At 68.8% G+C, this 24,731-nt stretch carries 25 protein-coding genes and 2 pseudogenes; 6 read left to right on the top strand and 21 right to left on the bottom strand.

The features are described 5' to 3' along the window. Window positions 1-94 precede the first annotated feature (94 nt). From AB0F86_RS01890 to AB0F86_RS01850, 9 genes and pseudogenes are all read right to left on the bottom strand, one after another. On the bottom strand, window positions 95-1,072 hold the full coding sequence (locus AB0F86_RS01890; RefSeq protein WP_084476549.1) for a glycine betaine ABC transporter substrate-binding protein: 978 nt from the start codon (window positions 1,070-1,072) through the stop codon (window positions 95-97). Beyond that, entirely contained in the window at window positions 1,069-1,872 is an 804-nt protein-coding gene (locus tag AB0F86_RS01885) for an ABC transporter permease subunit (RefSeq protein WP_356983980.1), read from the bottom strand. Before AB0F86_RS01885 ends, AB0F86_RS01890 begins: the two co-directional genes overlap by 4 nt. Window positions 1,873-1,942: 70 nt before the next feature. Then, window positions 1,943-3,112, bottom strand: coding sequence for an ATP-binding cassette domain-containing protein (locus AB0F86_RS01880; RefSeq protein ID WP_356983979.1), 1,170 nt, complete (start codon window positions 3,110-3,112; stop codon window positions 1,943-1,945). Continuing rightward, a complete protein-coding gene (locus tag AB0F86_RS01875; RefSeq protein WP_067636695.1) occupies window positions 3,105-3,755 on the bottom strand; it encodes an ABC transporter permease in 651 nt (216 codons plus the stop codon). The genes AB0F86_RS01880 and AB0F86_RS01875 overlap by 8 nt, the downstream gene beginning before the upstream one ends. Window positions 3,756-4,440: 685 nt before the next feature. After that, window positions 4,441-4,890: pseudogene (locus tag AB0F86_RS01870) on the bottom strand (regulatory protein RecX); the annotation flags it as partial. A gap of 505 nt (window positions 4,891-5,395) precedes the next feature. Beyond that, entirely contained in the window at window positions 5,396-6,433 is a 1,038-nt protein-coding gene (recA, locus tag AB0F86_RS01865; RefSeq protein WP_181696944.1) for a recombinase RecA, read from the bottom strand. A gap of 140 nt (window positions 6,434-6,573) precedes the next feature. Then, window positions 6,574-7,038, bottom strand: a complete 465-nt coding sequence (locus tag AB0F86_RS01860; RefSeq protein ID WP_181696943.1) for a nuclear transport factor 2 family protein — start codon at window positions 7,036-7,038, stop codon at window positions 6,574-6,576. Next, complete coding sequence (locus tag AB0F86_RS01855) at window positions 7,035-7,913, bottom strand: pyridoxamine 5'-phosphate oxidase family protein (RefSeq protein ID WP_356983977.1); 879 nt, start codon at window positions 7,911-7,913, stop codon at window positions 7,035-7,037. Before AB0F86_RS01855 ends, AB0F86_RS01860 begins: the two co-directional genes overlap by 4 nt. 9 nt (window positions 7,914-7,922) lie before the next feature. Continuing rightward, the gene (locus tag AB0F86_RS01850; RefSeq protein ID WP_225280475.1) at window positions 7,923-8,384 is read right to left on the bottom strand and encodes a VOC family protein; all 462 of its coding nucleotides are present in this window, start codon (window positions 8,382-8,384) and stop codon (window positions 7,923-7,925) included. Window positions 8,385-8,510: 126 nt separating this feature from the next. Between AB0F86_RS01850 and AB0F86_RS01845 the strand changes: the two genes are divergently transcribed. Beyond that, on the top strand, window positions 8,511-9,026 hold the full coding sequence (locus AB0F86_RS01845; protein WP_181696940.1) for a CGNR zinc finger domain-containing protein: 516 nt from the start codon (window positions 8,511-8,513) through the stop codon (window positions 9,024-9,026). Window positions 9,027-9,030: 4 nt separating this feature from the next. Here AB0F86_RS01845 and AB0F86_RS01840 read toward each other — a convergent pair whose 3' ends face one another. The 5 genes from AB0F86_RS01840 to AB0F86_RS01820 all read right to left on the bottom strand — a co-directional run bounded on the left by AB0F86_RS01840 (window position 9,031) and on the right by AB0F86_RS01820 (window position 12,744). Next, window positions 9,031-10,257, bottom strand: coding sequence for a phosphotransferase (locus AB0F86_RS01840; protein ID WP_356983975.1), 1,227 nt, complete (start codon window positions 10,255-10,257; stop codon window positions 9,031-9,033). 7 nt (window positions 10,258-10,264) lie between these two features. Continuing rightward, entirely contained in the window at window positions 10,265-10,456 is a 192-nt protein-coding gene (locus AB0F86_RS01835; protein ID WP_181696938.1) for a DUF3046 domain-containing protein, read from the bottom strand. Between the two features lie 98 nt (window positions 10,457-10,554). Beyond that, window positions 10,555-11,709: a nucleotide disphospho-sugar-binding domain-containing protein gene (locus tag AB0F86_RS01830; RefSeq protein WP_356983974.1), complete on the bottom strand. Its 1,155-nt coding sequence runs from the start codon at window positions 11,707-11,709 to the stop codon at window positions 10,555-10,557. Between the two features lie 131 nt (window positions 11,710-11,840). After that, entirely contained in the window at window positions 11,841-12,551 is a 711-nt protein-coding gene (locus AB0F86_RS01825) for a PIG-L deacetylase family protein (protein ID WP_181696936.1), read from the bottom strand. Window positions 12,552-12,567: 16 nt separating this feature from the next. Continuing rightward, the gene (locus AB0F86_RS01820) at window positions 12,568-12,744 is read right to left on the bottom strand and encodes a hypothetical protein (protein ID WP_166655713.1); all 177 of its coding nucleotides are present in this window, start codon (window positions 12,742-12,744) and stop codon (window positions 12,568-12,570) included. A gap of 154 nt (window positions 12,745-12,898) precedes the next feature. On the opposite strand from AB0F86_RS01820, the gene AB0F86_RS01815 reads away from it, so the two are divergent. Further along, window positions 12,899-13,594: a maleylpyruvate isomerase family mycothiol-dependent enzyme gene (locus AB0F86_RS01815; protein WP_356983971.1), complete on the top strand. Its 696-nt coding sequence runs from the start codon at window positions 12,899-12,901 to the stop codon at window positions 13,592-13,594. Between the two features lie 56 nt (window positions 13,595-13,650). Continuing rightward, complete coding sequence (locus AB0F86_RS01810) at window positions 13,651-15,141, top strand: carboxylesterase family protein (protein WP_356983969.1); 1,491 nt, start codon at window positions 13,651-13,653, stop codon at window positions 15,139-15,141. Between the two features lie 88 nt (window positions 15,142-15,229). Here AB0F86_RS01810 and AB0F86_RS01805 read toward each other — a convergent pair whose 3' ends face one another. The 5 genes and pseudogenes from AB0F86_RS01805 to pgsA form a co-directional block, all read right to left on the bottom strand. Next, window positions 15,230-16,096, bottom strand: coding sequence for a hypothetical protein (locus AB0F86_RS01805; RefSeq protein WP_356983967.1), 867 nt, complete (start codon window positions 16,094-16,096; stop codon window positions 15,230-15,232). 232 nt (window positions 16,097-16,328) lie between these two features. Next, window positions 16,329-17,063, bottom strand: a pseudogene (locus AB0F86_RS01800) (PspA/IM30 family protein); the annotation flags it as partial. Window positions 17,064-17,246: 183 nt separating this feature from the next. Beyond that, the gene (locus AB0F86_RS01795) at window positions 17,247-17,672 is read right to left on the bottom strand and encodes a helix-turn-helix transcriptional regulator (protein ID WP_067492978.1); all 426 of its coding nucleotides are present in this window, start codon (window positions 17,670-17,672) and stop codon (window positions 17,247-17,249) included. 92 nt (window positions 17,673-17,764) lie between these two features. Further along, window positions 17,765-18,274 carry a CinA family protein gene (locus AB0F86_RS01790; protein WP_356983966.1) on the bottom strand — a complete coding sequence of 170 codons (510 nt, stop codon included), beginning with the start codon at window positions 18,272-18,274 and terminating at the stop codon, window positions 17,765-17,767. Further along, window positions 18,271-18,909 carry a CDP-diacylglycerol--glycerol-3-phosphate 3-phosphatidyltransferase gene (gene pgsA, locus AB0F86_RS01785; RefSeq protein ID WP_181696932.1) on the bottom strand — a complete coding sequence of 213 codons (639 nt, stop codon included), beginning with the start codon at window positions 18,907-18,909 and terminating at the stop codon, window positions 18,271-18,273. The genes AB0F86_RS01790 and pgsA overlap by 4 nt, the downstream gene beginning before the upstream one ends. A gap of 257 nt (window positions 18,910-19,166) precedes the next feature. Between pgsA and AB0F86_RS01780 the strand changes: the two genes are divergently transcribed. Both AB0F86_RS01780 and AB0F86_RS01775 read left to right on the top strand, forming a co-directional pair. Then, on the top strand, window positions 19,167-19,733 hold the full coding sequence (locus AB0F86_RS01780) for an amino-acid N-acetyltransferase (protein ID WP_084456481.1): 567 nt from the start codon (window positions 19,167-19,169) through the stop codon (window positions 19,731-19,733). 27 nt (window positions 19,734-19,760) lie between these two features. Then, window positions 19,761-20,045: a YciI family protein gene (locus tag AB0F86_RS01775; RefSeq protein ID WP_181696931.1), complete on the top strand. Its 285-nt coding sequence runs from the start codon at window positions 19,761-19,763 to the stop codon at window positions 20,043-20,045. 54 nt (window positions 20,046-20,099) lie between these two features. On the opposite strand, the gene AB0F86_RS01770 is transcribed toward AB0F86_RS01775, so the two are convergent. Both AB0F86_RS01770 and AB0F86_RS01765 read right to left on the bottom strand, forming a co-directional pair. Then, window positions 20,100-21,077, bottom strand: a complete 978-nt coding sequence (locus AB0F86_RS01770; RefSeq protein WP_225280465.1) for a TerC family protein — start codon at window positions 21,075-21,077, stop codon at window positions 20,100-20,102. A gap of 415 nt (window positions 21,078-21,492) precedes the next feature. Further along, entirely contained in the window at window positions 21,493-24,030 is a 2,538-nt protein-coding gene (locus tag AB0F86_RS01765) for a DNA translocase FtsK (protein ID WP_356983963.1), read from the bottom strand. A gap of 293 nt (window positions 24,031-24,323) precedes the next feature. Here AB0F86_RS01765 and AB0F86_RS01760 point away from each other — a divergent pair, with 293 nt between their 5' ends. Next, the gene (locus AB0F86_RS01760; protein ID WP_225280807.1) at window positions 24,324-24,707 is read left to right on the top strand and encodes a DUF4189 domain-containing protein; all 384 of its coding nucleotides are present in this window, start codon (window positions 24,324-24,326) and stop codon (window positions 24,705-24,707) included. Window positions 24,708-24,731: the final 24 nt, after the last annotated feature.

The raw sequence follows: 24,731 nt of genomic DNA, 5'->3' as shown, positions 1-24,731 counted from the left end.
AGCGATGTCGGTGTGCCGGTGTGTAGCCACCGTCCATCATGGCCCGGCCGGTCGGCATCGTGGGGAGGTGGTCCGGCCCGGGCGCCGGGGCAAGTCAGCCGGCGGTGACGAGGCCTTCGGCGATCATCCAGTCGCGGGCGACGTCGGCGGGTTCGCGACCGTCGATGTCGACCTGGCGGTTGAGTTCGGTGATGACCTCGTTGGTGAGCCGGGCCGAGATCGGCGCCATGATGTCGACCACGCGGGGGTTGGCGTCGGCGAACGGGCCGTACATCACCAGGGCCGCGTTGTACTTGGGGAAGAAGCCCTTGTCGTCTTCGAGCAGCACCAGGTCGAGAGCGGGGATGCGACCGTCGGTGGCGGCGACGGAGCCGAAGCGGCACTGTTTCGCGTCGGCGGTGGCCTGGTAGACCAGGGCGTCCTGCACGATCTGTTTCTGCGCTCTGCCCGCGTCGATGCCGTATTTCTGCGCCAGGCCCGGGTAGCCGTCGGGGCGGACATTGAACTCGGTGCCCACGCAGGTGGCTGCCGCGGCCGGGTCGGCGGCGAGCAGTTTCGCGTAGTCCGACAGGGTGCGGACCCCGGTCTCCTCGGCGGTGCGCCTGCTGGTGACCAGGGCGTAGGTGTTGTTCATCGGTGCCATGGCCGCCCACACCATGTCGTGCTGTGCGCGGTCGGCGTCGCGGACGAGGTCGAACTGTTTGCGTTCGTCGGGTTCGGGGGTCTCGTTGCCGAGGTAGTTGATCCAGCCGGTGCCGGTGTAGTCGTAGGCGATATCGATCTGGCCGTTGAGTTGCGCGTCGCGCAGGCTGTTGGAGCCCTGGATATTGGTCAGGTCACGCACGTTCGCGCCCGCGGCGGTGAGGGCGAATTCGATGAGGTAGCCGAGGATGTTGGCCTCGGTGAAGTCCTTGGACCCCACCGTCACCGCGACACCGTCGAGTTCCGGGACGGGGGTGATACTGCCCGGGCCCACCGGCAGCGGCACCGAACCGCCCGATTGCAGACCGCATCCGGCGAGCACCACCGCGAGGACCGGGATCAGCCCACGCAACCATCTGCTCTTTCTCACCGCAGCCCCCTCGGCCCGAGAAACTGTTCGGCCAGCGCGCCGAGCCAGTCGACGAACAGGGCCAGTGCCACCGCGAGCACCGCACCGACCGTCAGGGTGACGGTGTCGCGCAGTTTGTAGCCGGTGTCGATGAGGATGCCGAGACCGCCCGCGCTCACCATGAACGACAGCGTCGCGGTACCGACGGCGAGCACCAGCGACGTGCGCAACCCGGCGAGGATGTAGGGAATGGCGAGCGGGAACTCGATGCGCCGCAACACCTGTACGGCCGACATTCCCTGGCCGCGACCGGCGTCGATGACAGCCGGGTCCACCTGCTGATAGCCGAGGATCGTGTTGCGCAACACCGGCAGCAGCGAACAGAACGCGATCGGCGCGACACCCACCCAGAATCCGGTGGTCCGGGTGAGCAGATAGCACAGCACGATCAAACCGATCGCGGGCGCCGCCGCCCCGATATTGGCGATCCCGACGAAAAACGGTGCCAGGCGGCGGAATCGGCGACGGGTGAGTAGCGTGCCGAGCGGCACCGCGATCACGACGACGATCGCGACCACGGCCGCCGTGATGAGCACGTGCTGCCAGGTGACCTCGGCGATATTGCCCGCACTGATACTGGCCTGCTGAATAGTCGTGAGTTCACGACGGAAGGCCCACACCAGCACACCGACGGTGAGGATCAGCACGATCACCGGTTGGGCGAGCAACCGCAGGAGTTCGGCGCGCCGCTGCGTCGCCGGTGCGGACGCGGCGGCGGGGAGGTCGACGACCGGACGAGTCGAGGGAGTAGCGGTCACCATGAGCCCACCCGCTCCGCGACGAGGGTTCGAGTCGATCGGTGGTCGGGTGAGTAATTCTGCTGGTCGGGCATCATGACGACGCCTTCGCGGACGTGGCCAGATGGTCGATGAGGGTGTCTACGGTGACGACACCGGCGTAGCCGCCGCTCGCGTCGAGCACGATCGCCGAGGCAGTGCGTTCGGTGAGGAGGGCGGCGAGGGCGTCTTGGAGGGTGGCATCGACGGGGAGGGTGGCACCGATCGGGGTTCCTGCGGCGGTCAGGGAGTCCGCTTGTGCGAGTTCGTCTCTGGAGACCCGGCGAAGTGGTCGCCGTCGGGAGTCCAGGACGATCCCCCAGGGATGATCCGCCTCGTGCAGTGCGGTGGTCAGTGCCGTGGGGTCGGTGTCCTCGGTGACGGCGACGCCCTGGTCGAGGTCGAGGTCGGCGAGGACCGCGAGGCCGAGGCGGTCGATGGTCGCGGTGGCGCCGACGAAGCCGGCGACGGTGTCGTCGGCGGGGGCGGCCAGGATCGCGGCGGGGGTGTCGTACTGCAGGATGCGGGAGCGGTCGCCGAGCACCGCGATGCGGTCGCCCAATTTCACCGCCTCACCGAAATCGTGGGTGACGAAAACGATGGTCTTGCCGAGTTCGCCCTGCAGGCGCAGCAATTCGTCCTGCAGCAGTGCACGGGTGATGGGGTCGACGGCGCCGAACGGTTCGTCCATCAGCAGTACCGGTGGGTCGGCCGCCAACGCCCGTGCGACTCCGACTCGCTGCTGCTGACCGCCGGAGAGCTGGCGCGGGTAGCGGTGGCGATAGGTGTCGGGATCGAGGCCCACGAGGTCGAGCATTTCGTCGGTGCGGGCGGCGGCGCGGCGCCGGTCCCATCCGAGCAGTCCCGGCACCGTCGCGATGTTCTTGGCGACCGTCATGTGCGGGAAGAGCCCGGCCTGCTGGATGGAATAGCCGATGCCACGGCGCAATTCGTCGGCGTCGATGGCGAGCGCGTCGCGGCCACCGATGGTGATGGTGCCCGAGGTCGGTTCGATGAGGCGGTTGATCATCCGCATGGTTGTGGTCTTGCCACAGCCGGATGGGCCGACGAGTACGACGATCTCCCCGGCGGGGATCGTCATGCTCACCTCTTCGACCGCGGGGTCCGGCTGCTCCGGATACCGTTTGGTCACCCGGTCCAAGACGATCTCCACCCCGGAAACGGCGGTGGCGGCGCCGGTTTCGGCGGTGCTGGTGTCAGTCACGAATACCCCTCGAGATGGTGAACCGTCCGAGCAGAACCAGGACGCCGTCGAGCGCGAGTGCGAGCACGACGATGAGGATGGTGCCGGTGAGCGCCTGCGGCACCGCGTTGGGACTACCGAGGCGCGCGAGCCCGGAGAAGATCAGGTTGCCGAGCCCCGGGCCTTTCGCGTAGGCCGCGAGCGCGAGGATGCCCATGATCATCTGGGCGCTCACCCGCATCCCGGTGAGGATCGACGGCCACGCCAGCGGCAGTTCGATCCTGGTGAGCAACTGCCACCGGCCCATCCCGACGCCACGCGCGGCATCGACGGCGGCCGGGTCGACGGTGGACAACCCGAGCACGGTGTTGCGCAGAATCGGCAGCAGCGCGTAGAGGACCAGCGCGACGATGGTCGGTGCCACACCGAGTCCGAGGAACGGGATCAGCAGCCCGAGCAAAGCGAACGACGGCACGGTGAGGATCGCGCCCGCCGTCGCGGTCGCCGCCGCCGATCCGAGCGGACTCCGGTAGACCAGGATCCCCACGAGCACAGCGATCACCGTCGCCAGCAGCAGAGACTGCACCACCGCCGACACGTGCAGATACGAATCGACCAGCAACTGCTCACGCCGGTTCACCACGAACGACCACAGTGCGTCCAGGATCCCCACCTCCCCATCGTCCGGCGGCCCAACGGGCCCTGCCCCAAGATGCCTACCCACAACCCGGGCGAAACAACCCGTCCCACCAAGCACCCGAATCCACTTGCGCAGACCCGCGTTTCACTTCCGCCTCATGCTAACGCCCCACCCCGACACCCGTGGCCGTTCCGGCGCCCCCACCGATCCCCGACCCGGGCGGCCGGATCCACATCCCATGGCGGAGTCGCGCCCGCTTCGGGCAGTTCGTAGCCGCCAGTTCCGCATTCACCACGGCGTAGGCGGTGGGAGGGATGTAGCCCGCAGCAGGCCAACACATCGCGCGGTCGACCAGTCGCGCGAGTCATCGACCAGCTTCGGCCAGTTCCGCTTTCACCACGGCGTAGGCGGTGGAGGGGTTGTAGCCGCGGCGGGCGAGCATATCCACCAGGCGGCGGGTGAGTTTGGTTCGGTCGAGGTCCGGTGGTGTGGTGCGGAGTTTGCGGCGGACCAGTTCGGCGGCGGCCTCGTCGTCGCCCGGCTCCGGACGGGTGCGGCGTGCGGGTGCCGCGGTGTCACGGGAGGGCCCTCGAGCGATGCCGGCCCGGGCCTGCCGAGCGTGGCCGTCGTCGGTGCCGGGCTGCTCGGCGCCGTCGTGGTTCGCGCTGTAATCGGGGCCGGTGGCCGAGGTTCGGGCGAAACCTGCGGCATCGAGTTCCGTGGTGACGACAGCGAAGGCGGTGGACTGGTCGTAGCCCCGACGGGCCAGCATGCCGACCAGGCGACGAACCGCCTTGTCACGGTCGAGTTCTCGGGGCAGGGTACGCAGTTTGCGGCGGACCAGATCGGTGGCGCGGTCACGTTCGGCGTCGTCGGAGACCATCGACAAAGCCTGTTCGGCGTCGATGGGGGCTACTCCCTTGTCGCGCAGTTCACGCTGCAGGGCTTTCTTCCCCTTGCCGGAGTAGGTGTGGCGGGCGTGTACCCACTGTTCGGCGAAGGAGCTGTCGTCGATGAGACCGACTTCGGTGAGCCGGTCGATGGCCGCTGCGGTGACCTCGAGCCGGAAACCCTTCTCGCCGAGCCGTTTCTCCAGTTCGGCGCGGCTGCGAGCCCGCACGGCCAGCAACCGCAGGCAGGCGTCCTTGGCTTGTTCCACGGTGGCTCCGGGCCGGTCACCCGGGGCGAGCCGGCGTGTGCCGGCTCGCCGCTCGGGCTCTCCCGGTGGGGATCCGGCCGCCACCGGATCCACCTGCCGCCCGTCGTCACCACCGACGACGGTCGACAGGGAGTCTGTGTCGCGCCGCGTGGATCGGCGAGAACGCCGGGCGCGGCGGGGCGTCGCCGCCCCGCTCCCCCACTCTTCATGATCAACACCGGTTCGCGGGGCGGAATCGGTCCGATTGTGTTCATCGGTGAATCCGGTCGGGTGCGCGCGCTGCGGATCGCCCGCACCCGACCGAATTCCCTTCGCGCCCGAGGCGGCTCGTTCGGCACGAGCCGCCGGGGCGAGTTCGGTTGCCGACCCCGGTTCGCGCGTCACCTCCGACGTCAGCGACTGCGGTTGCACCTCGATACCGAGGCGAGCCAGCTGACGTCGCATGTCCTCGACCGGATCGGCCGGGTCGCGGCGTGCGCGGCCGGGGTTCGGCGTGCGCATCGGCTCAGAAGTCGGCGGGTGCGTCGGCCTCGGCGGTCAGATCCGCGCCGATGCCGAGCTTTTCCTTGATCTTCTTCTCGATCTCGTCGCGCACATCGGTGTTCTCCAGCAGGAACTTGCGGGCGTTCTCCTTGCCCTGACCCAGCTGGTCGCCCTCGTAGGTGTACCAGGAGCCGGACTTGCGGATGAAGCCGTGCTCGACACCCATGTCGATGAGCGAGCCCTCCTTGGAGATGCCGTGCCCGTAGAGGATGTCGAACTCGGCCTGCTTGAACGGCGGGCTCACCTTGTTCTTGACGACCTTCACGCGGGTGCGGTTACCGACCGCGTCGCTGCCGTCCTTGAGGGTTTCGATACGGCGCACGTCCAGGCGCACCGAGGCGTAGAACTTGAGCGCCTTACCACCGGTGGTGGTCTCGGGCGAGCCGAACATCACACCGATCTTCTCGCGCAGCTGGTTGATGAAGATGGCGGTGGTGCCCGACGTGCTCAGCGCGCCGGTCATCTTGCGCAGCGCCTGGCTCATCAGGCGGGCCTGCAGGCCGACGTGGCTGTCGCCCATCTCGCCCTCGATCTCGGCGCGCGGCACCAGGGCCGCGACCGAGTCGATGACGATGATGTCGATGGCACCCGAGCGCACGAGCATGTCGGCGATCTCGAGGGCCTGCTCACCGGTGTCGGGCTGGGAGACGAGCAGTGCGTCGGTGTCGACGCCCAGCTTGCGGGCGTAGTCGGGATCGAGCGCGTGCTCGGCGTCGATGAAGGCGGCGACACCGCCCGCGGCCTGGGCATTGGCCACCGCGTGCAGCGCGACGGTGGTCTTACCCGAGGATTCCGGGCCGTAGATCTCGACGACGCGACCGCGCGGCAACCCGCCGATCCCGAGCGCGACGTCGAGGGCGATGGAACCGGTCGGGATGACGGAGATGGGCTGGCGGGCCTCTTCGCCCAGGCGCATGACCGCGCCCTTGCCGAAGCTCTTCTCCACCTGAGCCAGCGCCAGTTCCAGCGCTTTGTCGCGATCGTAGGCCTGCGGTGCCATGATGTGGTCCCCTTCTCGAGGTGAGTGTCTCTCTGGTTGGCGCCCACAGTAGAGGGCGGCACCGACAAGTTCTGTCGCCAAGATTAGTCGAACACTCTTTCGAGTCAAGCGACGCGCCCGCAAACACGCCACGACCGTCGTCAGTGCTGCGGCAGCACCGATTCGTCGCCCTCGGCACGCGGCCCGAGGATCCGCCGTTGCGACTGTTCGATGCGCACATCGTTGATGCTCGCCTCGCGCCGGGCCATCCGCCCGTCGGGCGCGAACTCCCACTGTTCGTTGCCGTAGCTGCGCCACCACTGTCCGGTGTCGTCGTGCCATTCGTACTGGAAGCGCACGGCGATGCGGTTGTCGTGGAAGGCCCACAGGTCCTTGCGCAGGGCGTAGCCGTTCTCGGTGGCCCATTTGCGGGTGAGGAACTCGACGATCGCGGCGTGGCCGGTGAAGAACTCGTCGCGGTTGCGCCACACCGAATCCTCGGTGTAGGCGGCGGCGACACGCTCGGGATCGCGGGTGTTCCAGGCGTTTTCGGCAGCACGCACCTTGGCGCGGGCGGAGTCGAGGTCGAAGGGAGGCAGCGGTGGTCGCACAGTGTCGCCTTTCATGGGTTGTGCGGTGACAGTTCGGGTGCGCCGAAGCGCAGCGGTAGCGCGCCGGGGCGTTCGATCACTTGCTCGACGGTGTAGTCGACGGCGCATTGCGCACCGGTGGTGAGATCGGCGGTGTCCCAGATGATTTCGGCCCGGCCGGTGAGTTGCAGCAGCGCACCGGTCGACCAGTCGGCGATCAGTAAACCGCACCGCGGGTGCACGGCGAGGTTGCCGAGGGTCATGAACATCGAGTTGCCGCGATAGTCCGGCCAGCGCAGCCGGGTCGGCGACAGCAGCTCGAGGAAGCCGGGGTTGCCGCCGCGGTGGGAGGCATCGGCGTGCCCGTCGGCGTCGGCGGTGGCGACGAAGAAGGTGTCGGCGGCGGCGATCATCGCCCCCTGCTCCGCGGTGAGTTCCGTGCCGCGCCGCGCCGGACCGGCTTGCCCGGCCGACACAGCGCGGATCTCTCGGCGTGAGATGTATTTCGGGCAGTTCGCGTACACCTGTTCGGTGGTGATCCGTACGCCACCGGGTAGTGGCGTCGCGGTCCCGTTCACGCGCATCCGGCGCCGCCGCTGCGCCTGCACGGCGATCATCCCGACCGCGATATCGCCGGTCAGCGCGTCGGACAGGGGGTCGTCGTCACCGGGTAGCGCGGCGATGTCGATGGTGGTGTCGTCGATCGCGTGCACGAATCCGGCGGGTCCGGTGAGCGGGCTGGCCCACAGCCGCCCCGCCGCGTCGGCCGCCGCGAGGACGACCATCGGCTGCTCGGCGAGGAAGTCCGCGGCCACGGCCGGGATTCCGGTGCGGATCGAACGCCCGACGCGATCGGCGATCCCGGCCTGGCCGAGGCGTTGCTGCACGGCCAGCTCACCCGGATGGAACATGACGACTCCTCAGAAGAAGCCGCAGGTCGGCGCGCTACCCGCGGGGGCGGGTGCGGCTTCGGCGCCGGCCGGGGCGTACACCTCGAGCCGGATGCCGTCGGGGTCGGCGAAGAAGATCCCGCCCGAGGACGCGCCCTCACCGTGAGCTACCACCCCTTCGTGGAAGAACTCCGTGGCGAGCTCCCGCAGCGCCGACTCGACGGCGCGCACCGAGTCGAGGTCGGCGACCTGGAAGGCGAGGTGATGCAGTCCCGGTGCGCCGGTGGCGAATTCACCGGTGCTCTGCTGCCACAGCGTGAGCATCAGCACGCCGTCGATACCGAGGAAGGCCCAGCGGCGTGCACCGTCGGCGCCGCTGCCGAGTTCCTCGAAGCCGAGACCACGGCGATAAAACTCCGCGGAGCGGTCGAGGTCGGTGACATTGAGCCCGATGTGGCCGGTGGTGAGCGCGGGAGCGGTGACGGCGGTCATGAGTCCTCCAGGAATGGGTAACTACCGATGATTGTTTTGATGGTTAGAACATAAGACGACGAAGCACTGCCGTCAACCCTTGAAATACTTTTTGATGGTTAGGAGCGCGAGTTGATAGCCTCAGACATGCGCGATCCCCGTCCGCACACCGGCGAACCACCTGCTCTGGACCTGCTCAACACCCGATGGGCAGGCGCCGAACCCGGCGATCTGCTGGCCGATCTCGACGGGTTGCGCACCTGGCTGGCCCTGCTCGACCTGACCGACCGGGTACCCGCCGACGAGCACACCCTCACCGCGCTGCACACCGCGCGCGACGCCGTACACGACGCGGTCACGCGCGCCGACCACACCGCCCTCAACCGGGTTCTCGACCAGGGCCGCATTCGCCGCGAACTCACCGACGACGGCCCACGCGACATCCCCGAAGTGGCCGACCCCGCCTGGCTACCCGGCTGGCTGGCCGCCGACAACCTGCTGCGACTGATCGGCGAAGCGCCGCAACGGATCCGCCAGTGCGCCCACCCCGACTGCGTGCTCTTCTTCTACGACACGTCCAAGAACGGCACCCGCCGCTGGCACTCCATGGCGACCTGCGGCAACCGCGCCAAAGCCGCCCGCCACTACGCCAAGAGCGGGTGAGCGTTCAGAACAATTCGTCGAGCAGGCGGTAGTAGTCGAGTTTGTCCGCCTCGGGTTCGGTCAGGCCGTAGGCCGCGCGGAACGCCGTCACCGCGTCGGCACCGAAATCCTCGCCGAGGTCGCGTTCGGCCAGGGCGAGGTCGCGGTAACGGTCGGCGCGGCCGAGCTCGGCGACGTCGATCAGCACGCCACCGGCCAGCACATTGCCCGGGGTGAAATCGCCGTGCGCGACGACGAGGTCCTCGCCCGCCGGGCGACGGCGGACCAGTTCCGCGAGCAGCTCGGCCGGTGTCCGATCGCGGTGATCGGGGTCGAAATCGTCGGCGTCGACGAACCCCTCGACGACATTGCGGTGCGCCCGCGCGAGGGTGACGTCGAGCCCGGCGTCGAACGGGCAGTCCGCTATTGGCAGGTCGTGCACGGCACGCAGCCGCGAACCGAGCAGCGCACCGGCGTCGGCCGCCTCGGGTGCCTGCGACGACACCGAACCACCGCCCACGTCCGCGAGAACCAGCACGTCCTCGGCGAACGCCGCCACCTCGGGAACGGCGATGCCCTTGTCGCGCAACCAGATCAGGCGCTCGTGTTCGGCGACGGCGCGCGGGCCGCGTTTGATCCAGTACTCCCCCGCCCGCAGCACATTGCCGCCGCGGCCCTCGTGCTCGTCGGACCAATCGGCCAGCGGTCCGACCAAGGCGATCACCTCGGGCGGCAAGGGCAGAGCCAGCTCGTCGAGGTGGTCGAGCGCAGCCCTGGTGGACTCGATCAGCTCGGAGTCACCGTCGGCCACCCGCAACCGCATCGCCTCGTTGAGCAGCTCGCGCGCTTCGTCGGGCCGGTGCTGTTCGGCCAGCGATTTGCCCAGGTGATGGGCCGCGAAGGAGACCAGTTCGGGGTCGAGGGCGCGGCTGGCGTCCAGCGCCCGGCGGTACAGGATCTCGGCGCGACCGGGTTCACCCTGATAGCGGTACACATCGGCCAGATTGATCCACACGGTGATGCGACGGCGCTCGGTATCGGCCAGCTCGAGGGCCTGATCCAGGCGGTCGAGCGCCTCGTCATAGCGCCCGAGCAGCATCAGCGCGATGCCGAGCCTGCGCAATCCACCGAAGTCGTGCGGGTCGGCGGCGGCGACACGGGCGGCGAGGGATTCGGCGTCGACCGGGATCATCCGCAATCGTTCGTCGAACCGGTAAGGACGTGCCGACGAGTTCTGCGCTGTCACGGACATAGTCTGGTCACCACCGGTTTCTGGGGACGTCGAAGTCGGCACACAGCGCCCGCCACACCTCGCGCGGGTCGACTCCCGCGTCGATCGCGGCCGCACCGGTCATCCCGAAGGCCGGAATGACGTGATCGGCCAGCATGGCGTCGGCGCGCGCAACGCCGAACTCGGTGTGCATCAGCTCCTGGAATTCGGTCAACCGCACCTTGCCCAAGATACTCGCGCTGTCGCGCACCTGTCAGGACGCCGGTCCAGTGCCACGGGTCAACCGAGGACGCGGCCGTTGCGAGGCCGGCAGGTTCCTCAGACCGTGGCCCCGATGCGATGACAGATCTCGACCGGGTCGGCGACCTCGTCCAGGCCGTCCGCGGCCCGGCGCGCGGCGGCGGCGAACGCCTTGTCGTCGAGGACCTGCCGCACGGCCGCGGCGACGGCCTCCGGGGTGAGCGGCCGGATCAGCAGCGAACTGCCCTGGCGGACCGCACGATTGGCCAACTCCCACTGGTCGCCGCCGCCGGGCACGGTCACCACCGGCACCCCGGCGGAGAGGGATTTCGCGAGCAACCCGTGCCCGCCCCCGCCGACGACCACCGCGGCGTGGGTGAGCAGTTCGTCCTGGCGGCCCAGACCTGCCGTCGCCCAGGCGGGCAGGTCTGCCGGTGGGGTGTCGAGCATCGAAACCGCTGCGCGCACACCGAGTCCGGACAGGCCGTCGAGCACCGTCTCGGCCATGCCCGCCACCCCGGTGTGGGCGGTGGACGGGGCGACCATCACCAGTGGTTCGTCGCCGGGCGGCAGTTCGAGCACGGCATCGGTGGGTTCCCAGAGCAGCGGGCCGACGACGTGGGTGTCGGCCGGCCAATCGGGTCGTGGGAGCTCGAGGGCGGGCAACGTGGCGATGAGGCGGGCGGCGGGGCCCGGGTCCTCGGCGGGCAGCCCGATTTTCACCCGCGCCGCCGAACGCTGCCGCTCACCGGCCCGCACCGCGCGGTCGGTCATGGTGCGCAGCACGGTGTCGCGCAATCGGCCACGCACTCCCTCGCCCGGTGCCAGGCCACTCCCGATCGGCGGCAGACCTTTCGACGGAAGGTACAGCGGGTGCGGTGACAGCTCCACCCATGGCACGCCGAGGCGTTCGGCCGCGAGACCGCCGCCGGCGGTGAGCACATCGGAGACGACCAGGTCGGGCAGCATGGCACCGAGTTCGGGCAGGTTCTCGGTGGCGATGTAGGCGGCGCGTTCGTGGATGCGGGCACCCGCGTCGGTGTCGTCGTCGGCCGGGCGCGGCGCGAGCCCTTTGAGTTTGCGCACACCGATGCCCGCGGCCCGCGCCGCGTCGAGCCACCGGGGACCGGTGAACAACACCGGCTCGTCTCCGGCGTCCAGCAACCGCAGACACAACGCGATCGCGGGAAACGCATGCCCTGGGTCGGGCCCGGCTACCACAGCTACTCGCATGCGCCTCACCATGCCATATCCGCAGGACGCACGGTCGTGACCCCGTCGACACGGCCCACATCGGCCGATGCCGGGCCGACCCGCCCACGCGCCCAAGACAATCGGGTGGCGTCACCGAGTCCGGCGTGCGCTCAGCCTGCGAAGGTGAACAGCTCGAAACCGACTGCGTGCGCGGCGGGAAAGCCGTCCTTGGGACCCGTGGCCATCGCCACGATCTCGTCGACCTGTTCTTCCACCGGGGCCGGGCTCAGCACCTGCAGATAGCGCCGATGCGCGGCCAGGCTGGCCCGTGCCTTGTCCAGCTGATCACTCACGTCCACCGCGTGGGTCGCGACCGGGCCGACGACGGCGGCCCAGCGCGCGGACCACGGTGCCAGATCGGCGATCTCGGGGAAGATCCATTCGTTGCCCGCGTCGGAGATCGCGTCCATCGCCGAGCGTCCGACGGCCCGGTGATCGGCACTGTTCACGAAGCCGGGCGCCCAGGTGTCGCCGAAATTGAACAGCACGACCATCTCGGGGCGGTGCCTGCGGATCGCGGCGGCAAGGTCGCGGCGCAGCGGCAACCCCTCCTCGATGCGCCCGTCGGGGTAGTCGAGGAATTCCACGGTGTGCACGCCCACTTCGCGGGCGCCCGCGATCTCCTCGGACTCCCGCAACGGCGCCGCCTGCGCGGGCGGCACACCCGCGATCCCGGCCTCGCCTCGGGTGACCAGCAGATAGCGAATGTCCTTGCCCTGCTTCGTCCATCGCGCGACCGCCGCCGCCGCGCCGTATTCGATGTCGTCCGGATGCGCGACGATCACCAGTCCGCGCTGCCAATCCTCGGGTAGCTGTTCCACCCCGCCCATGCTAGGGCTAGATCTTGCTGACCGGCGTCTTGTCGCCCGAGCCCGTCACCGCCTTGTACAGCAGGTACAGCCCGGTGCCGATCGCGGCGAGCACCAGAATCGGCAGCACCGCCTCGAGGATCGCCCCGATGATCCAGAACGCGATGACCGCTACGACGACGATGCCGATGACCTTGAAAACCATGATGTGACTCCTCGGTGTCCGCGACCGCACAGCCGCGATCGACACCTTCGATGCTGCCACCGCCGGGGGCGTAAATCACCAGGTCAGCACGGATATCCGGGTAGAGATCAGGGTTCACCCCGAGACTCGCGCCATCGCCATCTACCGTAAATCCATGAACTACCTGGCTCTGCTGCGTACCGAACTCACCACGTTCGGCGAGCTGATCACCGACGACGTCGATCTCAGTGCACCCGTTACGACCTGCGGCGACTGGACCTTCTACGATCTGGTCGATCACCTGGGCCGAGGCAATCAGTGGGTGGTCACCGCCGTCACCGAGCTTCGTGGCGACGACGACGGCCGGCCGGCGCCGAAAGAACCTGCGGCCCTGCGCAAGTGGTACGACGAGTCCGCCGACGCCCTCGCCGCGACTCTGTCGGCCGATCCCGAACAGGAAGCGTGGACCTTCACCAGTGCCATGCCGCGCACGGTCGGCTTCTGGCGCCGTCGCCGCGCCCACGAGACGCTGATGCACCGGTGGGACGGTCAGCACGCGCTCGGGAAGGCCGAGCCGTTCGAGCGGGCGATCGCCGAGGACGGCATCGATGAGGTCTTCGAGCTGTTCGCACCCCGGATGGTCCACCGCGGCCTGGCCACCGAACCGGATGTGGCGCTGCGCGTTCGTACCACCGACACCGACCGCTGCTGGACCTACGGTCCGGGCGAACCGGTGGCCGAGCTGGCGGGTACGGCGTCGGACCTGCTGCTCGCGCTGTGGGCTCGCATCCCGCCCGACGATCAGGGTCTGCGCTGGGACGGCGACCGTGCCGCCGGGCTGCGCGTCCTCGCCGGGCCCTTGGTTCCATAAGCGCCACGCCGAACCGGACAAGCGTCCATAATCGGGTTCGACTGCGAGGAGGACCGATGGAACCGATCGTCACGATTACCGGCGGCGCGATTCGGGGCACGACCGAAGGCGGCGTCACCCGGTTCCTCGGTGTGCCGTACGCGGCGGCGCCGGTGGGGCCGCGACGGTTCCGGTTGCCCGAACCGGTGGAGCGCTGGGAGGGCGTGCGCGAGGCGACGAGTATGGGCCCGACGTGCGCGCAGTCGCCGTATCCCGCGCCGATCCACGCCCTGATCGGCAGCGACGGTATCCCTGGCGACGACTACCTCAACCTCAATGTCTGGACACCCGCTGTGGGAGGTGCGGGCCTGCCGGTGCTGGTGTGGATTCATGGCGGCGCGTTCGTGCGCGGGTCCAACGCCCGCCGGATCTACGACGGCACCGCGTTCGCGCGTGACGGTGTGGTCATGGTGTCGATCAACTACCGCCTGGGGATCTCCGGATTCGCGGAGCTCGACGGCGCACCGTCGAATCGTGGTCTGCACGACCAGCTCTGCGCGCTGCGCTGGGTGCGGGAGAACATCGCGGCGTTCGGTGGCGACCCGGACAATGTGACGATCTTCGGGGAGTCCGCGGGCGGTATGAGCGTGGCCGCGCTGATGGCGGCGCCGCAGTCGGCGGGACTGTTCCGCCGGGCGATCGTGCAGAGCGGCAACGGATCCGTCGCCGCCGAAGCCGACGACGCGCGCCTGGTTTCGGCCGCGCTGGCCGAACACCTCGGAATCACACCCACAGCGGCGGATTTCGGTGCACTCGGTCCGACCGACTTGTGCTCGGCGCAGAACGCCGTCGCGCTCGCGCTGATGACCGACCCCGACCCCCAACGGTGGGGCACCTCGGTGATCGAGCGGGGCCTCGGCATCATGAGCCTGTTCCCGGTGGTCGACGGTGACATCCTCGACGGCACCCCGACAGAGGTACTCGCGGCCCACCCACAACGCCGGGTTCCGCTCATCGCGGGCACCACCGCCGACGAGTTCCGCTTCTTCACGGTTCCCACCGGTATCGCCGCGGGCGTCGATGCCGACAGCTTGCCGTTCGTGCTGGCCCGCTACGGCATCGATCCGTCGGTGGCACACACCTATTCGCGGCAACGCCCCGATGCCGCGCCGGCCGAGATCTTCAACGCGATCCTCACCGACTGGTGTTTCCGCGCGGGCACCATGGACCTCGCCGAAACCAATGCCGCCACCGCGGCGACCTACGTCTACGAGTTCGCTTGGCCCACAGCACTGCCCGGCCTCGGCGCCTGCCATGTGCTGGAAGTCCCGTTCGTCTTCGACGCCGTGGACAACGCCCACACCCTCACCGGGCCGACCCCGCCGCAGCCGCTGGCCGACGAAATCCACGCAGCCTGGGTCTCTTTCGCCACACATGGCAACACGGGCTGGTCGGCGTTCACTCCGGCAGAGAAGAACGTCCGCATCTTCGACCACCCCGCGTCGTCCACGGTCGACAATCCGCGCGCCGAGGAGCTAGCCGCCCTCCGTCAGGCGATTCGCTCCTGAGAACCGGACTGCTCGGCAGGTCTGTCGAGTCGGGCCGCCCGACCCGGGATACCCGCTGCGCGAGTTCGGGATCCGTACGGGCGAGATTTCAGCGGGGAAGATCGGGCGACGACAAGCCGGGTCCGTCGGCCATCTCGGTGAGGGCTTGAGCCCAGCCGTCGAGACGGTCGGCGGCTTCACGCAGATCGGCCACGATGCCGTTGAACTGGTAGGCGACGACGGTGTCCTCGGGGACGGCCAGGATGCGGGCGGCCGCCGCGACGAGCTGTTCGTATTCCACGACGCCGGTTTCCAGGCGCGCGAGCACGGCGGTGACCGTGGTCTTCAACGCCGACACCGTTTCCGGGTTCGTCCGGCCCACTGTGTCGGCGGCCTGTTCCATGGCGACCACGTCGGCGGCCAGCGCGTGCAGGGCCGCGGCGCCGGAGTTCGCCGTAGCGAGCAGATCGCGCAACTCGTCCTCGGGGAGGCGCCTGGTGCGCGCGATCTGGGAACCGAGTCCGTGCAGCGCGCGTTCGGCGCGGATCAGCCGCTGGATCGGCGACCGGGCCGCCGACCGCAGTCCCGGTGATTTGCGTGGCACGAAGGTCGCCTGCGGCAACGGCTGACTGCGGGTGCGCAGATACCGCCGCGCGTTCACCGCGGCGCCGGTCACGAAAGCCACTGCCCCACCACCGATCACGACCACCGCCCACGCCGGCGCCGACACCACGGCCAACCCCACCGCGCCGACCGTCGTGATCCCCGAAGCCGTACCCAGCTGGAAACTGCGCCTGCGCATCCGGCGGCGACGCCGCAACTCACGCTCGCGGGGGTCGGCCCAGCGCCGCACCGCGACGAGCGCCTGCTCGCCCACTCCGCGCAGTGTCGCCGGAACCCCGCCGTTCATCGTCGACTGCACAACCGCCATCGGATCGGCGACCTCGATCCGGTCGCGCCGCGTTCTGCCGCTCATCGTGATCCTTCCACCTACCCAGAGTGCCACGCGGGTACGACAACCTCACCCTGAACAGGGCCGGGCCGCCGGTCGGCGTTCGACGCCCGCGACGGGCGCGAGTATCGAGCGTCGGCCGACGGCCCGAGGTGGCGTGGCTACTGCGCTACTGCTGAGCCGCCTGGCCACCCTTGTTGATCTGCGGCGCCGCGGGCTGCTGCTTGGCCGGGTCGATGGCCGCGTTGTTCCCGGTGGGCAGGGCATCGCCGCGCATGGAGGCACGGATCTGCTCGAGCTTGCTGTGCCCGGCCATCTGGATGCTGGCCTGCTGCACCTCCATCATCCGGCCCTGCACCGAGTTCTGGGCCAGCTCAGCCGAACCGAGGGCGTTGGCGTAGCGGCGTTCGATCTTGTCGCGCACGGCGTCGAGGCTGGGGGTGGAACCGGGCGCGGACAGGGTGGAGTCCATCTGCTGCAGCGAGGCCGAGACCTGCTCCTGCATCTTGGCCTGCTCGAGCTGGCTGAGCAGCTTGGTGCGCTCGGCGACCTTCTGCTGCAGCATCATCGCGTTCTGCTCGACCGCCTTCTTGGCCTGTGCGGCGGCCTGCAGGGACTGGTCGTGCAGCACCTTGAGGTCTTCCACCGACTGCTCGGCGGTGACCAGCTGGGCGGCGAACGCCTCGGCGGCGTTGGTGTACTGGATCGCCTTCTCGGTGTCGCCCGCGGCCTGCGCCTGATCGGCCAGGGTGACGGCCTGGCGGGCATTGGCGTTGAGCTTTTCGACCTCGTCGAGCTGGCGGTTCAGCTTCATCTCCAGCTGACGCTGGTTGCCGATCACCGACGCCGCCTGCTGCGACAGCGCCTGATGCTGACGCTGCGCCTCCTCGATCGCCTGCTGGATCTGGACCTTCGGATCCGCATGCTCTTCGATCTTGGAGTCGAAAAGGGCCATCATGTACTTCCAGGCCTTCACGAACGGATTAGCCATCGATTGATCCCGCCTCCATCTGTGCGTCGCTCGTGCGACTGGTGGTGCGCGACCGTCACGCACCAGATATGTGCTTATCCTTCACCATGCGGCACCCGGACCGATATGACCGGCCCACTCGACGCCTGATGAGAATCTATCCGCTCTCACCAGTAGTGCGCAGCGTCACGCGGGTTCGCCGCGTCACATCCCTTTCACCAATACCAGCATCTCGGCCCGCGGGGCCGGGATGACGATGCGGGTGTCCTCGGCGATCCCGATGCGCGCGTCCACGTCGGCCTGCGCGCTCGCGGTGGCCGACGGCTCGGCGGGCACCGGTTCGGCGACGGGTTCGGCCACGGGCTCGGTGAGCGCGGGTTCGCGGGGCGCGGAGCCGTCGGCTCCGGCCATGATGGTGCTCACGTCCCACAGCACCCGCGACAACGGCACGTCGAGTGCCTCGCAGATGGCGGCGAGCAGTTCACTGGAGGCTTCTTTGCGGCCGCGCTCCACTTCCGACAGATAGCCGAGGCTCACGCGCGCCGAGGTCGACACCTCGCGCAGCGTCCGATGCTGGGCCAGACGCGCACGCCGCAGACTGTCCCCGATTGCCTCCCGCAGCAGCGTCATCTCGTTCTCCTCCACCTCGGGTCACCGCCTCGGGCGGTGCTCACCTCTTTCTGGCACAACGTCGAGCAGCGGCCGAGGGTTCCCGGACGCGGCTAGTCCGTCGTCACATCGCCGTACCCACCGACACAGCGCAATAACTCCCCGATCGCGTTGTGCACCGCACCGATCCTGATGTTCCACCGGTCACCGTGCAGTTTCAACCGGCTCACCGCGCTGTGATCGGGTCCGGCTACTCCGAGGTATACCGTGCCGACCGGATGCCCGTCCTGGGAATCGGGTCCAGCGACTCCGGTGAGGCCGATCCCCCAGTCCGCCGCGCAGCGTTCGCGCGCGCCCACGGCGAGCTGTTCGGCGGTGGACGCCGCGACCGCGCCCTCGACGCGCAGCACCTCTTCGTCCACCCCCGCCAGCCGGTGCTTGAGGTCGGTGGCGTAGACGACGAGCCCGCCGCGCAGCACCGCACTGGCGCCGGGCACCCCGGCGATCGTCGCGGCGAGCAGCCCCGCGGTGAGCGATTCGGCGGTGGCGACGGTCTGGCCCGCGGCCGTGAGTGCCGCGACCAGCTCGGCGACCGGCGCACCGGCGATCAGGGGGTCGCTCACCCGCGCGACTCGTTGCGCGCGCGACCACCCGCCACCCATACCCGCACGGCCTGGCCGACGTAGTCGAGGCCGGTGATCACGGTGAGCGCCACGGCCAGGTACATCAGCACCATGCCCGCGGTGGCGAACGCACCGGACAGTGGCAGCACCAGCAGGGCGATGGCCACCGATTGCACGAGTGTCTTGAGTTTGCCGCCGCGCCCGGCCGGGATCACTCCGCGGCGCACCACGACCAGCCGCAGCAGGGTGATGCCGAGTTCGCGGCCGCAGATGACCAGGGTGATCCACCAGGGCAGATCGCCGAGGATCGAGAGCCCGATCAGGGCGGCGCCGATCAGCGCCTTGTCGGCGATGGGGTCGGCGAGCTTGCCGAAATCGGTGACGAGACCGTATTTGCGGGCGAGTTGCCCGTCGAACCGGTCGGTGATGGCGGCGAGGCCGAAGACGGCCGCCGCGATCACGCGCCAGCGGGTGTCGTGCCCGCCGTCGGCGAACAGCGCGAGCACGAACAGCGGCACCAGGACGATGCGCGCCACCGTCAGCACGTTCGCGATATTGACCACCGGGACCTGATGTTCGGACATCCCCGGTAGCCGCCCCGTCTCGCGTTCGATCTCCTCGGGTCGCACGCTCATGCTGCGTCTTCTCGGCATGGTCGGGCGCCCTCCGTGGTCACGCACGCTTCCGCCGCCAGGCGCTGACCTCTCATGCCCCCGCCCTCTCGGCACTCACCGGCACTGCGCCGAATATCGGGTGTGTCGCGCGATGTTTGCTCACGCGTGCAGTGCCGTATTCCCCGGTCGCCGGGCCCGGCGCGATGCGATGAGCGGAACGACAGGATGTGCGGCACATGTTCAGACTATCGGTAACCGGGCCGACTACTGTGCACCCCATGACTTCACGGGGACCAGCAGGTGGTCCGACCAGCGACGCGCACCCGTCCGCGCCTACCGTGGCGCCAGTTCGAGACGTCACCGTGCGACGAGCGCGAACCTCGGATGTCCCCGAGATCAAACGTCTGGTCGACGAGTACGCCGGCCGGATCCTGCTGGAGAAGAACCTGGTCACCCTGTACGAGTCGGTGCAGGAATTCTGGGTTGCCGAGGTCGAGGGCCGGGTCGTGGGATGCGGCGCGCTGCACGTGTTGTGGGCCGATCTGGGCGAGGTGCGCACGGTCGCGGTCGATCCGGTGGTCAAGGGGCGCGGGGTGGGCGGCGCGGTGGTGCGTCAGCTGGTCGAGGTGGCACGGGAGCTGCAGTTGCAGCGGGTGTTCGTGCTCACCTTCGAGGTCGACTTCTTCGGCAGGCACGGTTTCGTGGAGATCGACGGCACGCCGGTGACCGCCGAGGTGTACGCGGAGATGTGCCGTTCCTACGACACCGGTGTCGCCGAGTTCCTCGACCTGAGTTTCGTGAAGCCGAACACCCTCGGCAACACCCGCATGCTGCTCACCCTGTAGATACCCACCGCGAGAAAGTTGATCGACGTGCCGATCTTCGCCGTCCACTACACCTACACCGAGGCCACCGCGGCCGAGCGGACCACCAACCGGCCGGAGCACCGGGGCTGGCTGAATGCCCTGGTCGACGCGGGCACCGTGCTCACCAGCGGCCCGTACCCGGACGGTTCGGGCGCCCTGCTGCTGTTCCGGGCCGAGGACAAGTCCTCGCTCGAGCAACTGCTCACCGAGGACCCGTTCGCGAAACTCGGCCTGATCGAGGACGTGCGCGTGGTCGAGTGGCTGCCCGTGATGGGCGCCTTCTCCGAATAGCCCGCACACGCGAACAGCCCGGAACCCCACGGGTTCCGGGCTGTTCCTCGTCGGTCAGACAGATGTGCGGCGGGTCTTCAGCAGGCTCGCCACCGTCGCGATCACGAGAATTCCGAGGATCACGCTCAGCGACACCGGCGTGGAGATCTCCGGCACGCTCACGTGCTCGCCGCCGTTGATGAAGCTCAGAGTGTTCTCGTGCAGCGCGTGCAGCACCAGCTTCACACCGATGAACGCCAGGATGGCGGCCAGACCGTAGGACAGGTACACCAGCCGGTCCAGCAGCCCACCGATGAGGAAGTACAGCTGGCGCAGACCCATCAGGGCGAAAGCGTTGGCGGTGAACACCAGGTACGGCTGCTCGGTGAGACCGTAGATGGCCGGAATCGAGTCGAGGGCGAAGAGCAGGTCGGCGAAACCGATGGCCAGCAGCGCCATCAGCAGCGGGGTGACCACCCGTTTGCCGTCGATCTTGGTGATCAGCTTGTCGCCGTCGTACTGGTCGGTGGTCGGCAGCACCCGCTTGGCCAGCGCGACGATGCGGCTGTCGCGCTGCTCCTCGTGCTCGGCCTCGTGCCCGCTCTCGCGCAGCAGCTTGATCGCGGTGTAGATCAGGAACGCGCCGAACAGGTAGAACACCCAGCTGAACGCGCTGATCGCGGCCGCGCCGACGGCGATGAACACACCGCGCATCGCCAGGGCGAGCACGATGCCGATGAGCAGCACCTTCTGCTGGTACATCCGCGGCACCGCGAAGGTGGTCATGATGATGAGGAAGATGAACAGGTTGTCCACCGAGAGCGCCTTCTCGGTGACGAAACCGGCGTAGTACTCCCCGGCGAAGGTGCCGCCCCATTTCCAGGCGACGTACCCGCCGAACAGCAGGGCGAGGCCGATGTAGACGGCCGACCAGATGCCCGATTCCTTGAAGGTCGGTTCGTGCGGCGTGCGCACGTGAGCGAAGAAGTCGAAGACGAACAGTCCGAGGATCACCAAGCCGGTGATCACCCATTCGAGCGTGGTCACATCCATGAAGTGGTCCGATCGATGAGGTTCATGCCGTCCATCATGTCCAATATGTCCGTTTCAGCCAACTTTGCGGAGCGATTGCCCGCCATGATTCCACACACAGCCGCGCCAACCCGTCCACGCCGGTAGCCGAGCCGAAAACCCGTTTCGCCTCGCCACGGCCGCTGCTACCGTCGACACATCGACCACCCACCGGCACCGCGAGAGGAGTCAGCCGTGACCGCCGAGTACAACCATTTCGCCGCGATGTCACGGCTGCCCGAGGACGCCGCGCTCCCCCAGCGCGTGTCGCGCGCGGGCATCGGCAACTGACCCGAGCCCGCCTCCGGCCGCTCCCCGCGATCGGCACTCCGCGCCCCGGTCCCTCCTCGTTCGTCGCCGCTCGCTGACGGCACGATCAGAGCAAACCAGCAGTGCGCTATTCGCCGTCCCCGGAATCCGCCGGATCGCCGCCACGGATCGACCACAGCAGACCATCGAGTTCGTCGGGCTTCACCAGCACGTCGCGTGCCTTGGAGCCCTCGCTCGGGCCGACGACACCTCGGGTCTCCATGAGGTCCATCAGCCGGCCCGCCTTGGCGAAACCGACACGCAGTTTGCGCTGCAGCATGGAGGTGGAGCCGAACTGTGAGGTGACCACCAGTTCCACCGCCTGCAGCAACACGTCCATGTCGTCACCGATATCGGGGTCGACGTCCTTGGTCTCGCCTGCCTTGGCGGCGGTGACGCCCTCCTGGTACTCCGGTTCGGCCTGGGTCTTGCTGTACTCGACGACCGCCTGGATCTCCTCGTCGGAGATGAAGGCACCCTGCAGACGCGTCGGCTTACCCGCGCCCATCGGCAGGAACAGGCCGTCACCCATGCCGATCAGCTTCTCCGCGCCCGGCTGATCGAGGATGACCCGCGAGTCGGTGAGCGAGGACGTCGCGAACGCCAGCCGCGAGGGCACGTTGGTCTTGATCAGACCGGTCACCACATCGACCGAGGGCCGCTGAGTGGCCAGCACCAGGTGGATGCCCGCCGCACGCGCCTTCTGGGTGATCCGCACGATCGCGTCCTCGACGTCACGCGGGGCCGTCATCATCAGGTCGGCGAGCTCGTCGACGATGGCGAGGATGTACGGGTAGGGCCGGTAGACCCGTTCGCTGCCGAGCGGAGCGGTGATCTTGCCCGAGCGCACGTTCTTGTTGAAGTCGTCGATGTGGCGGACCTTGTTGGCCTGCATGTCCTGGTAGCGCTGTTCCATCTCCTCCACCAGCCAGGCCAGCGCGGCGGCGGCCTTCTTGGGCTGGGTGATGATGGGCGTGATCAGGTGCGGAATGCCCTCGTAGGGCGTGAGTTCCACCATCTTCGGGTCGATCAGGATCATCCTGACCTCTTCGGGGGTGGACCGGTGCAGCAGCGAGATCAGCATCGAGTTGACGAAGCTGGACTTACCGGAGCCGGTGGAACCCGCCACCAGCAGGTGCGGCATCTTGGCCAGATTCGCCGAGACGAATTCGCCCTCGATGTTCTTGCCGAGGCCGATCACCAGCGGATGGTGGTCGTTGCGGGTGTGCGGCGATTTGAGCACGTCGGCCAGGCGGACCAGTTCGCGGTCGGCATTGGGTACCTCGATACCCACCGCCGACTTGCCCGGGATGGGTGCGAGCAGGCGCACGTTCTCCGTCGCCACGGCGTAGGCGAGGTTGCGGGCCAGGGCGGTGATCTTCTCGACCTTCACGCCGGGGCCGAGCTCCACCTCGTACCGGGTGACGGTCGGCCCGCGCACGAATCCGGTGACCGCGGCGTCGATCTTGAACTGCACCAGGACCTCGGTGATCGCCTCGATCATCGATTCGTTGGCGGCCGAACGCTTCTTGGGCGGGTCGCCGTCGAGCAGCAGGCTCAGCGGTGGCAGCGAGTAGTCGCCGTCGACCACACGATCGGTGACGAACTCCGGTTCCGGTGGTGGCGGCGGCGTCTGGTCGACGGGTGCGGGAGCCGGACGCTTGCGGGCCGGTTTCGGCGCGGGAGCGGGCGGCTCCTCGACGATAGGTTTGGCATCGCGCAGCGGCGGCTCGCCCAGCGACTCGGTCACCGCGTCGGAACCGGCGAAATCGTCGGCCGCCGAGGCTGCGCCGCGCCGGGACCGGTTGCGGTGCACCGGGAATCCGTCGGCGTCGTAGTTGGCCGGGTCGTAAGGGTCGCTGTCGTCGGCGTATTCGCCGAGGCCGAAGTATTCGCGCAACCGCGACGGCACCTCGCGCACCGTGGTCCCCGTGAGCAACAGCACACCGAACACCATGGCCAGCAACAGAATCGGCATCGCCAGCCACGGGGTGAGCCCCTGGCCGAGCGGGCCGCCGATGGCGTAGCCGAGCGCGCCCGCGGCGCGCGAACGTCCGTGCGCGTCGGTGGGTGACCCGGCCGCCAGGTGCCAGATGCCGAGCGCGGGCAGGATCACCAGCAGCCCGCCGAGGACCAGCCGTGGCCGGATCTCCGGATGGGGTTCGGTGCGCATCAGCACCACCGCGATCGCCACGAACAGCAGCGGCGCCACCGCGGCCGCCGACCCGGCGATCGCGCGCACGACGTCCTCGAGGAAACGCCCCACCGGGCCACCGGCCGACAACCACACCGCGGCGGCGATGATCACGCTCAACGCGATGAGCGCCAAGCCGATCCCGTCGCGGCGATGCCCGTGCTCGAGTTCGCCCGCGCGGCTCAGCGTGCGGGTGGTGGCGCCGAGGCCGCGCGCGAGCATCGTCCAGCCGCTGGTGACGCCCCGGCCGATGACGGCCAGCGGTGCGGTGTTCGAGGCGCGTTTGACGGGTCTGCGGGCGGGGGTGGTTCGCCCACGCGCGGCCGACGACGCTCGCGGTGTCGTCGAACGAGACCGCGCCGACGGCGTCTGCCCCCTGCTCGATCCCGCCCGCGCACGAGAGGTCGTGGTGCTGCGGGACTTACCTGCCATGACGATCAGGCTAGCCGCTCGCACACCATCGAGACCATCCGCAACACTGGTCCCACGGGTGATGTGACCGCCGATACGCGCCGGACCCGCAGGTCGCGGGCCCGCCGGTCAACGCGCGGACATACCGGATCGAGGGCGTTTCGCGGCCCGTCGCTTACCGAATCCTTGCCGATTTCCAGTATTTCGGCCGATCTGGGCTGCCAGCGGTGGCGCGGGCAGCACACCGCTCGGTACTTTGACTGCGCTCCATCGGGTCGTCGACCCATGCGTATGAAGGGGAACAAGTGAAGAGAATGCTCACCAGCGCGGCCGTGCTGGGTGCCACCGTCGCGACCATGTTCGCGGGGCACATCGCACCGGCGCAGGCGCAGTCGGGCTACTACGGCGCCATCGCGGCGTCGGTCAATTCGGGGGTGTACGGGTACGCGACCGATTACGGCAGCTACGCCGATGCCGAGGCGGGCGCCATGTCGGCCTGCCGGCGCGGCGGTGGCGGCGGCGGTTGCGACGTGAAGGTCTCCTATCGCAACGGGTGCGGAGCCATCGCGATCTCGCGTGGCTGGTGGAGCTACGGCTCGGCCTCGACCATCGGTGGCGCCAAACGCGAAGCGCTGAACCGCAATCCGGGCAATGCCTCGATCAAGCACTGGAACTGCACCAGCGGTTACCAGCTCTAGCCCGACCGTTTCGACCACCATCAT

The sequence above is a fragment of the Nocardia sp. NPDC023733 genome, assembly GCF_040639775.1.
GTDB classification, from domain to species: Bacteria; Actinomycetota; Actinomycetes; order Mycobacteriales; family Mycobacteriaceae; genus Nocardia; species Nocardia rosealba.
This window is presented reverse-complemented; position numbering and strand designations above follow the sequence as displayed.

Coding starts and splice junctions, on each gene's coding strand:
- pgsA (WP_181696932.1), bottom strand. CDS start 18,909: ATGAGCGTGCGACCCGAGGAGATCGAACGCGAGACGGGGCGGCTACCG.
- AB0F86_RS01780 (WP_084456481.1), top strand. CDS start 19,167: ATGACTTCACGGGGACCAGCAGGTGGTCCGACCAGCGACGCGCACCCG.
- AB0F86_RS01860 (WP_181696943.1), bottom strand. CDS start 7,038: ATGAAAGGCGACACTGTGCGACCACCGCTGCCTCCCTTCGACCTCGAC.
- AB0F86_RS01845 (WP_181696940.1), top strand. CDS start 8,511: ATGCGCGATCCCCGTCCGCACACCGGCGAACCACCTGCTCTGGACCTG.
- AB0F86_RS01840 (WP_356983975.1), bottom strand. CDS start 10,257: ATGTCCGTGACAGCGCAGAACTCGTCGGCACGTCCTTACCGGTTCGAC.
- AB0F86_RS01765 (WP_356983963.1), bottom strand. CDS start 24,030: ATGGCAGGTAAGTCCCGCAGCACCACGACCTCTCGTGCGCGGGCGGGA.
- AB0F86_RS01885 (WP_356983980.1), bottom strand. CDS start 1,872: ATGGTGACCGCTACTCCCTCGACTCGTCCGGTCGTCGACCTCCCCGCC.
- AB0F86_RS01855 (WP_356983977.1), bottom strand. CDS start 7,913: ATGTTCCATCCGGGTGAGCTGGCCGTGCAGCAACGCCTCGGCCAGGCC.
- AB0F86_RS01815 (WP_356983971.1), top strand. CDS start 12,899: ATGAACTACCTGGCTCTGCTGCGTACCGAACTCACCACGTTCGGCGAG.
- AB0F86_RS01820 (WP_166655713.1), bottom strand. CDS start 12,744: ATGGTTTTCAAGGTCATCGGCATCGTCGTCGTAGCGGTCATCGCGTTC.
- AB0F86_RS01770 (WP_225280465.1), bottom strand. CDS start 21,077: ATGGATGTGACCACGCTCGAATGGGTGATCACCGGCTTGGTGATCCTC.
- AB0F86_RS01795 (WP_067492978.1), bottom strand. CDS start 17,672: ATGACGCTGCTGCGGGAGGCAATCGGGGACAGTCTGCGGCGTGCGCGT.
- AB0F86_RS01810 (WP_356983969.1), top strand. CDS start 13,651: ATGGAACCGATCGTCACGATTACCGGCGGCGCGATTCGGGGCACGACC.
- AB0F86_RS01805 (WP_356983967.1), bottom strand. CDS start 16,096: ATGAGCGGCAGAACGCGGCGCGACCGGATCGAGGTCGCCGATCCGATG.
- AB0F86_RS01760 (WP_225280807.1), top strand. CDS start 24,324: ATGCTCACCAGCGCGGCCGTGCTGGGTGCCACCGTCGCGACCATGTTC.
- AB0F86_RS01830 (WP_356983974.1), bottom strand. CDS start 11,709: ATGCGAGTAGCTGTGGTAGCCGGGCCCGACCCAGGGCATGCGTTTCCC.
- AB0F86_RS01850 (WP_225280475.1), bottom strand. CDS start 8,384: ATGACCGCCGTCACCGCTCCCGCGCTCACCACCGGCCACATCGGGCTC.
- recA (WP_181696944.1), bottom strand. CDS start 6,433: ATGGCACCGCAGGCCTACGATCGCGACAAAGCGCTGGAACTGGCGCTG.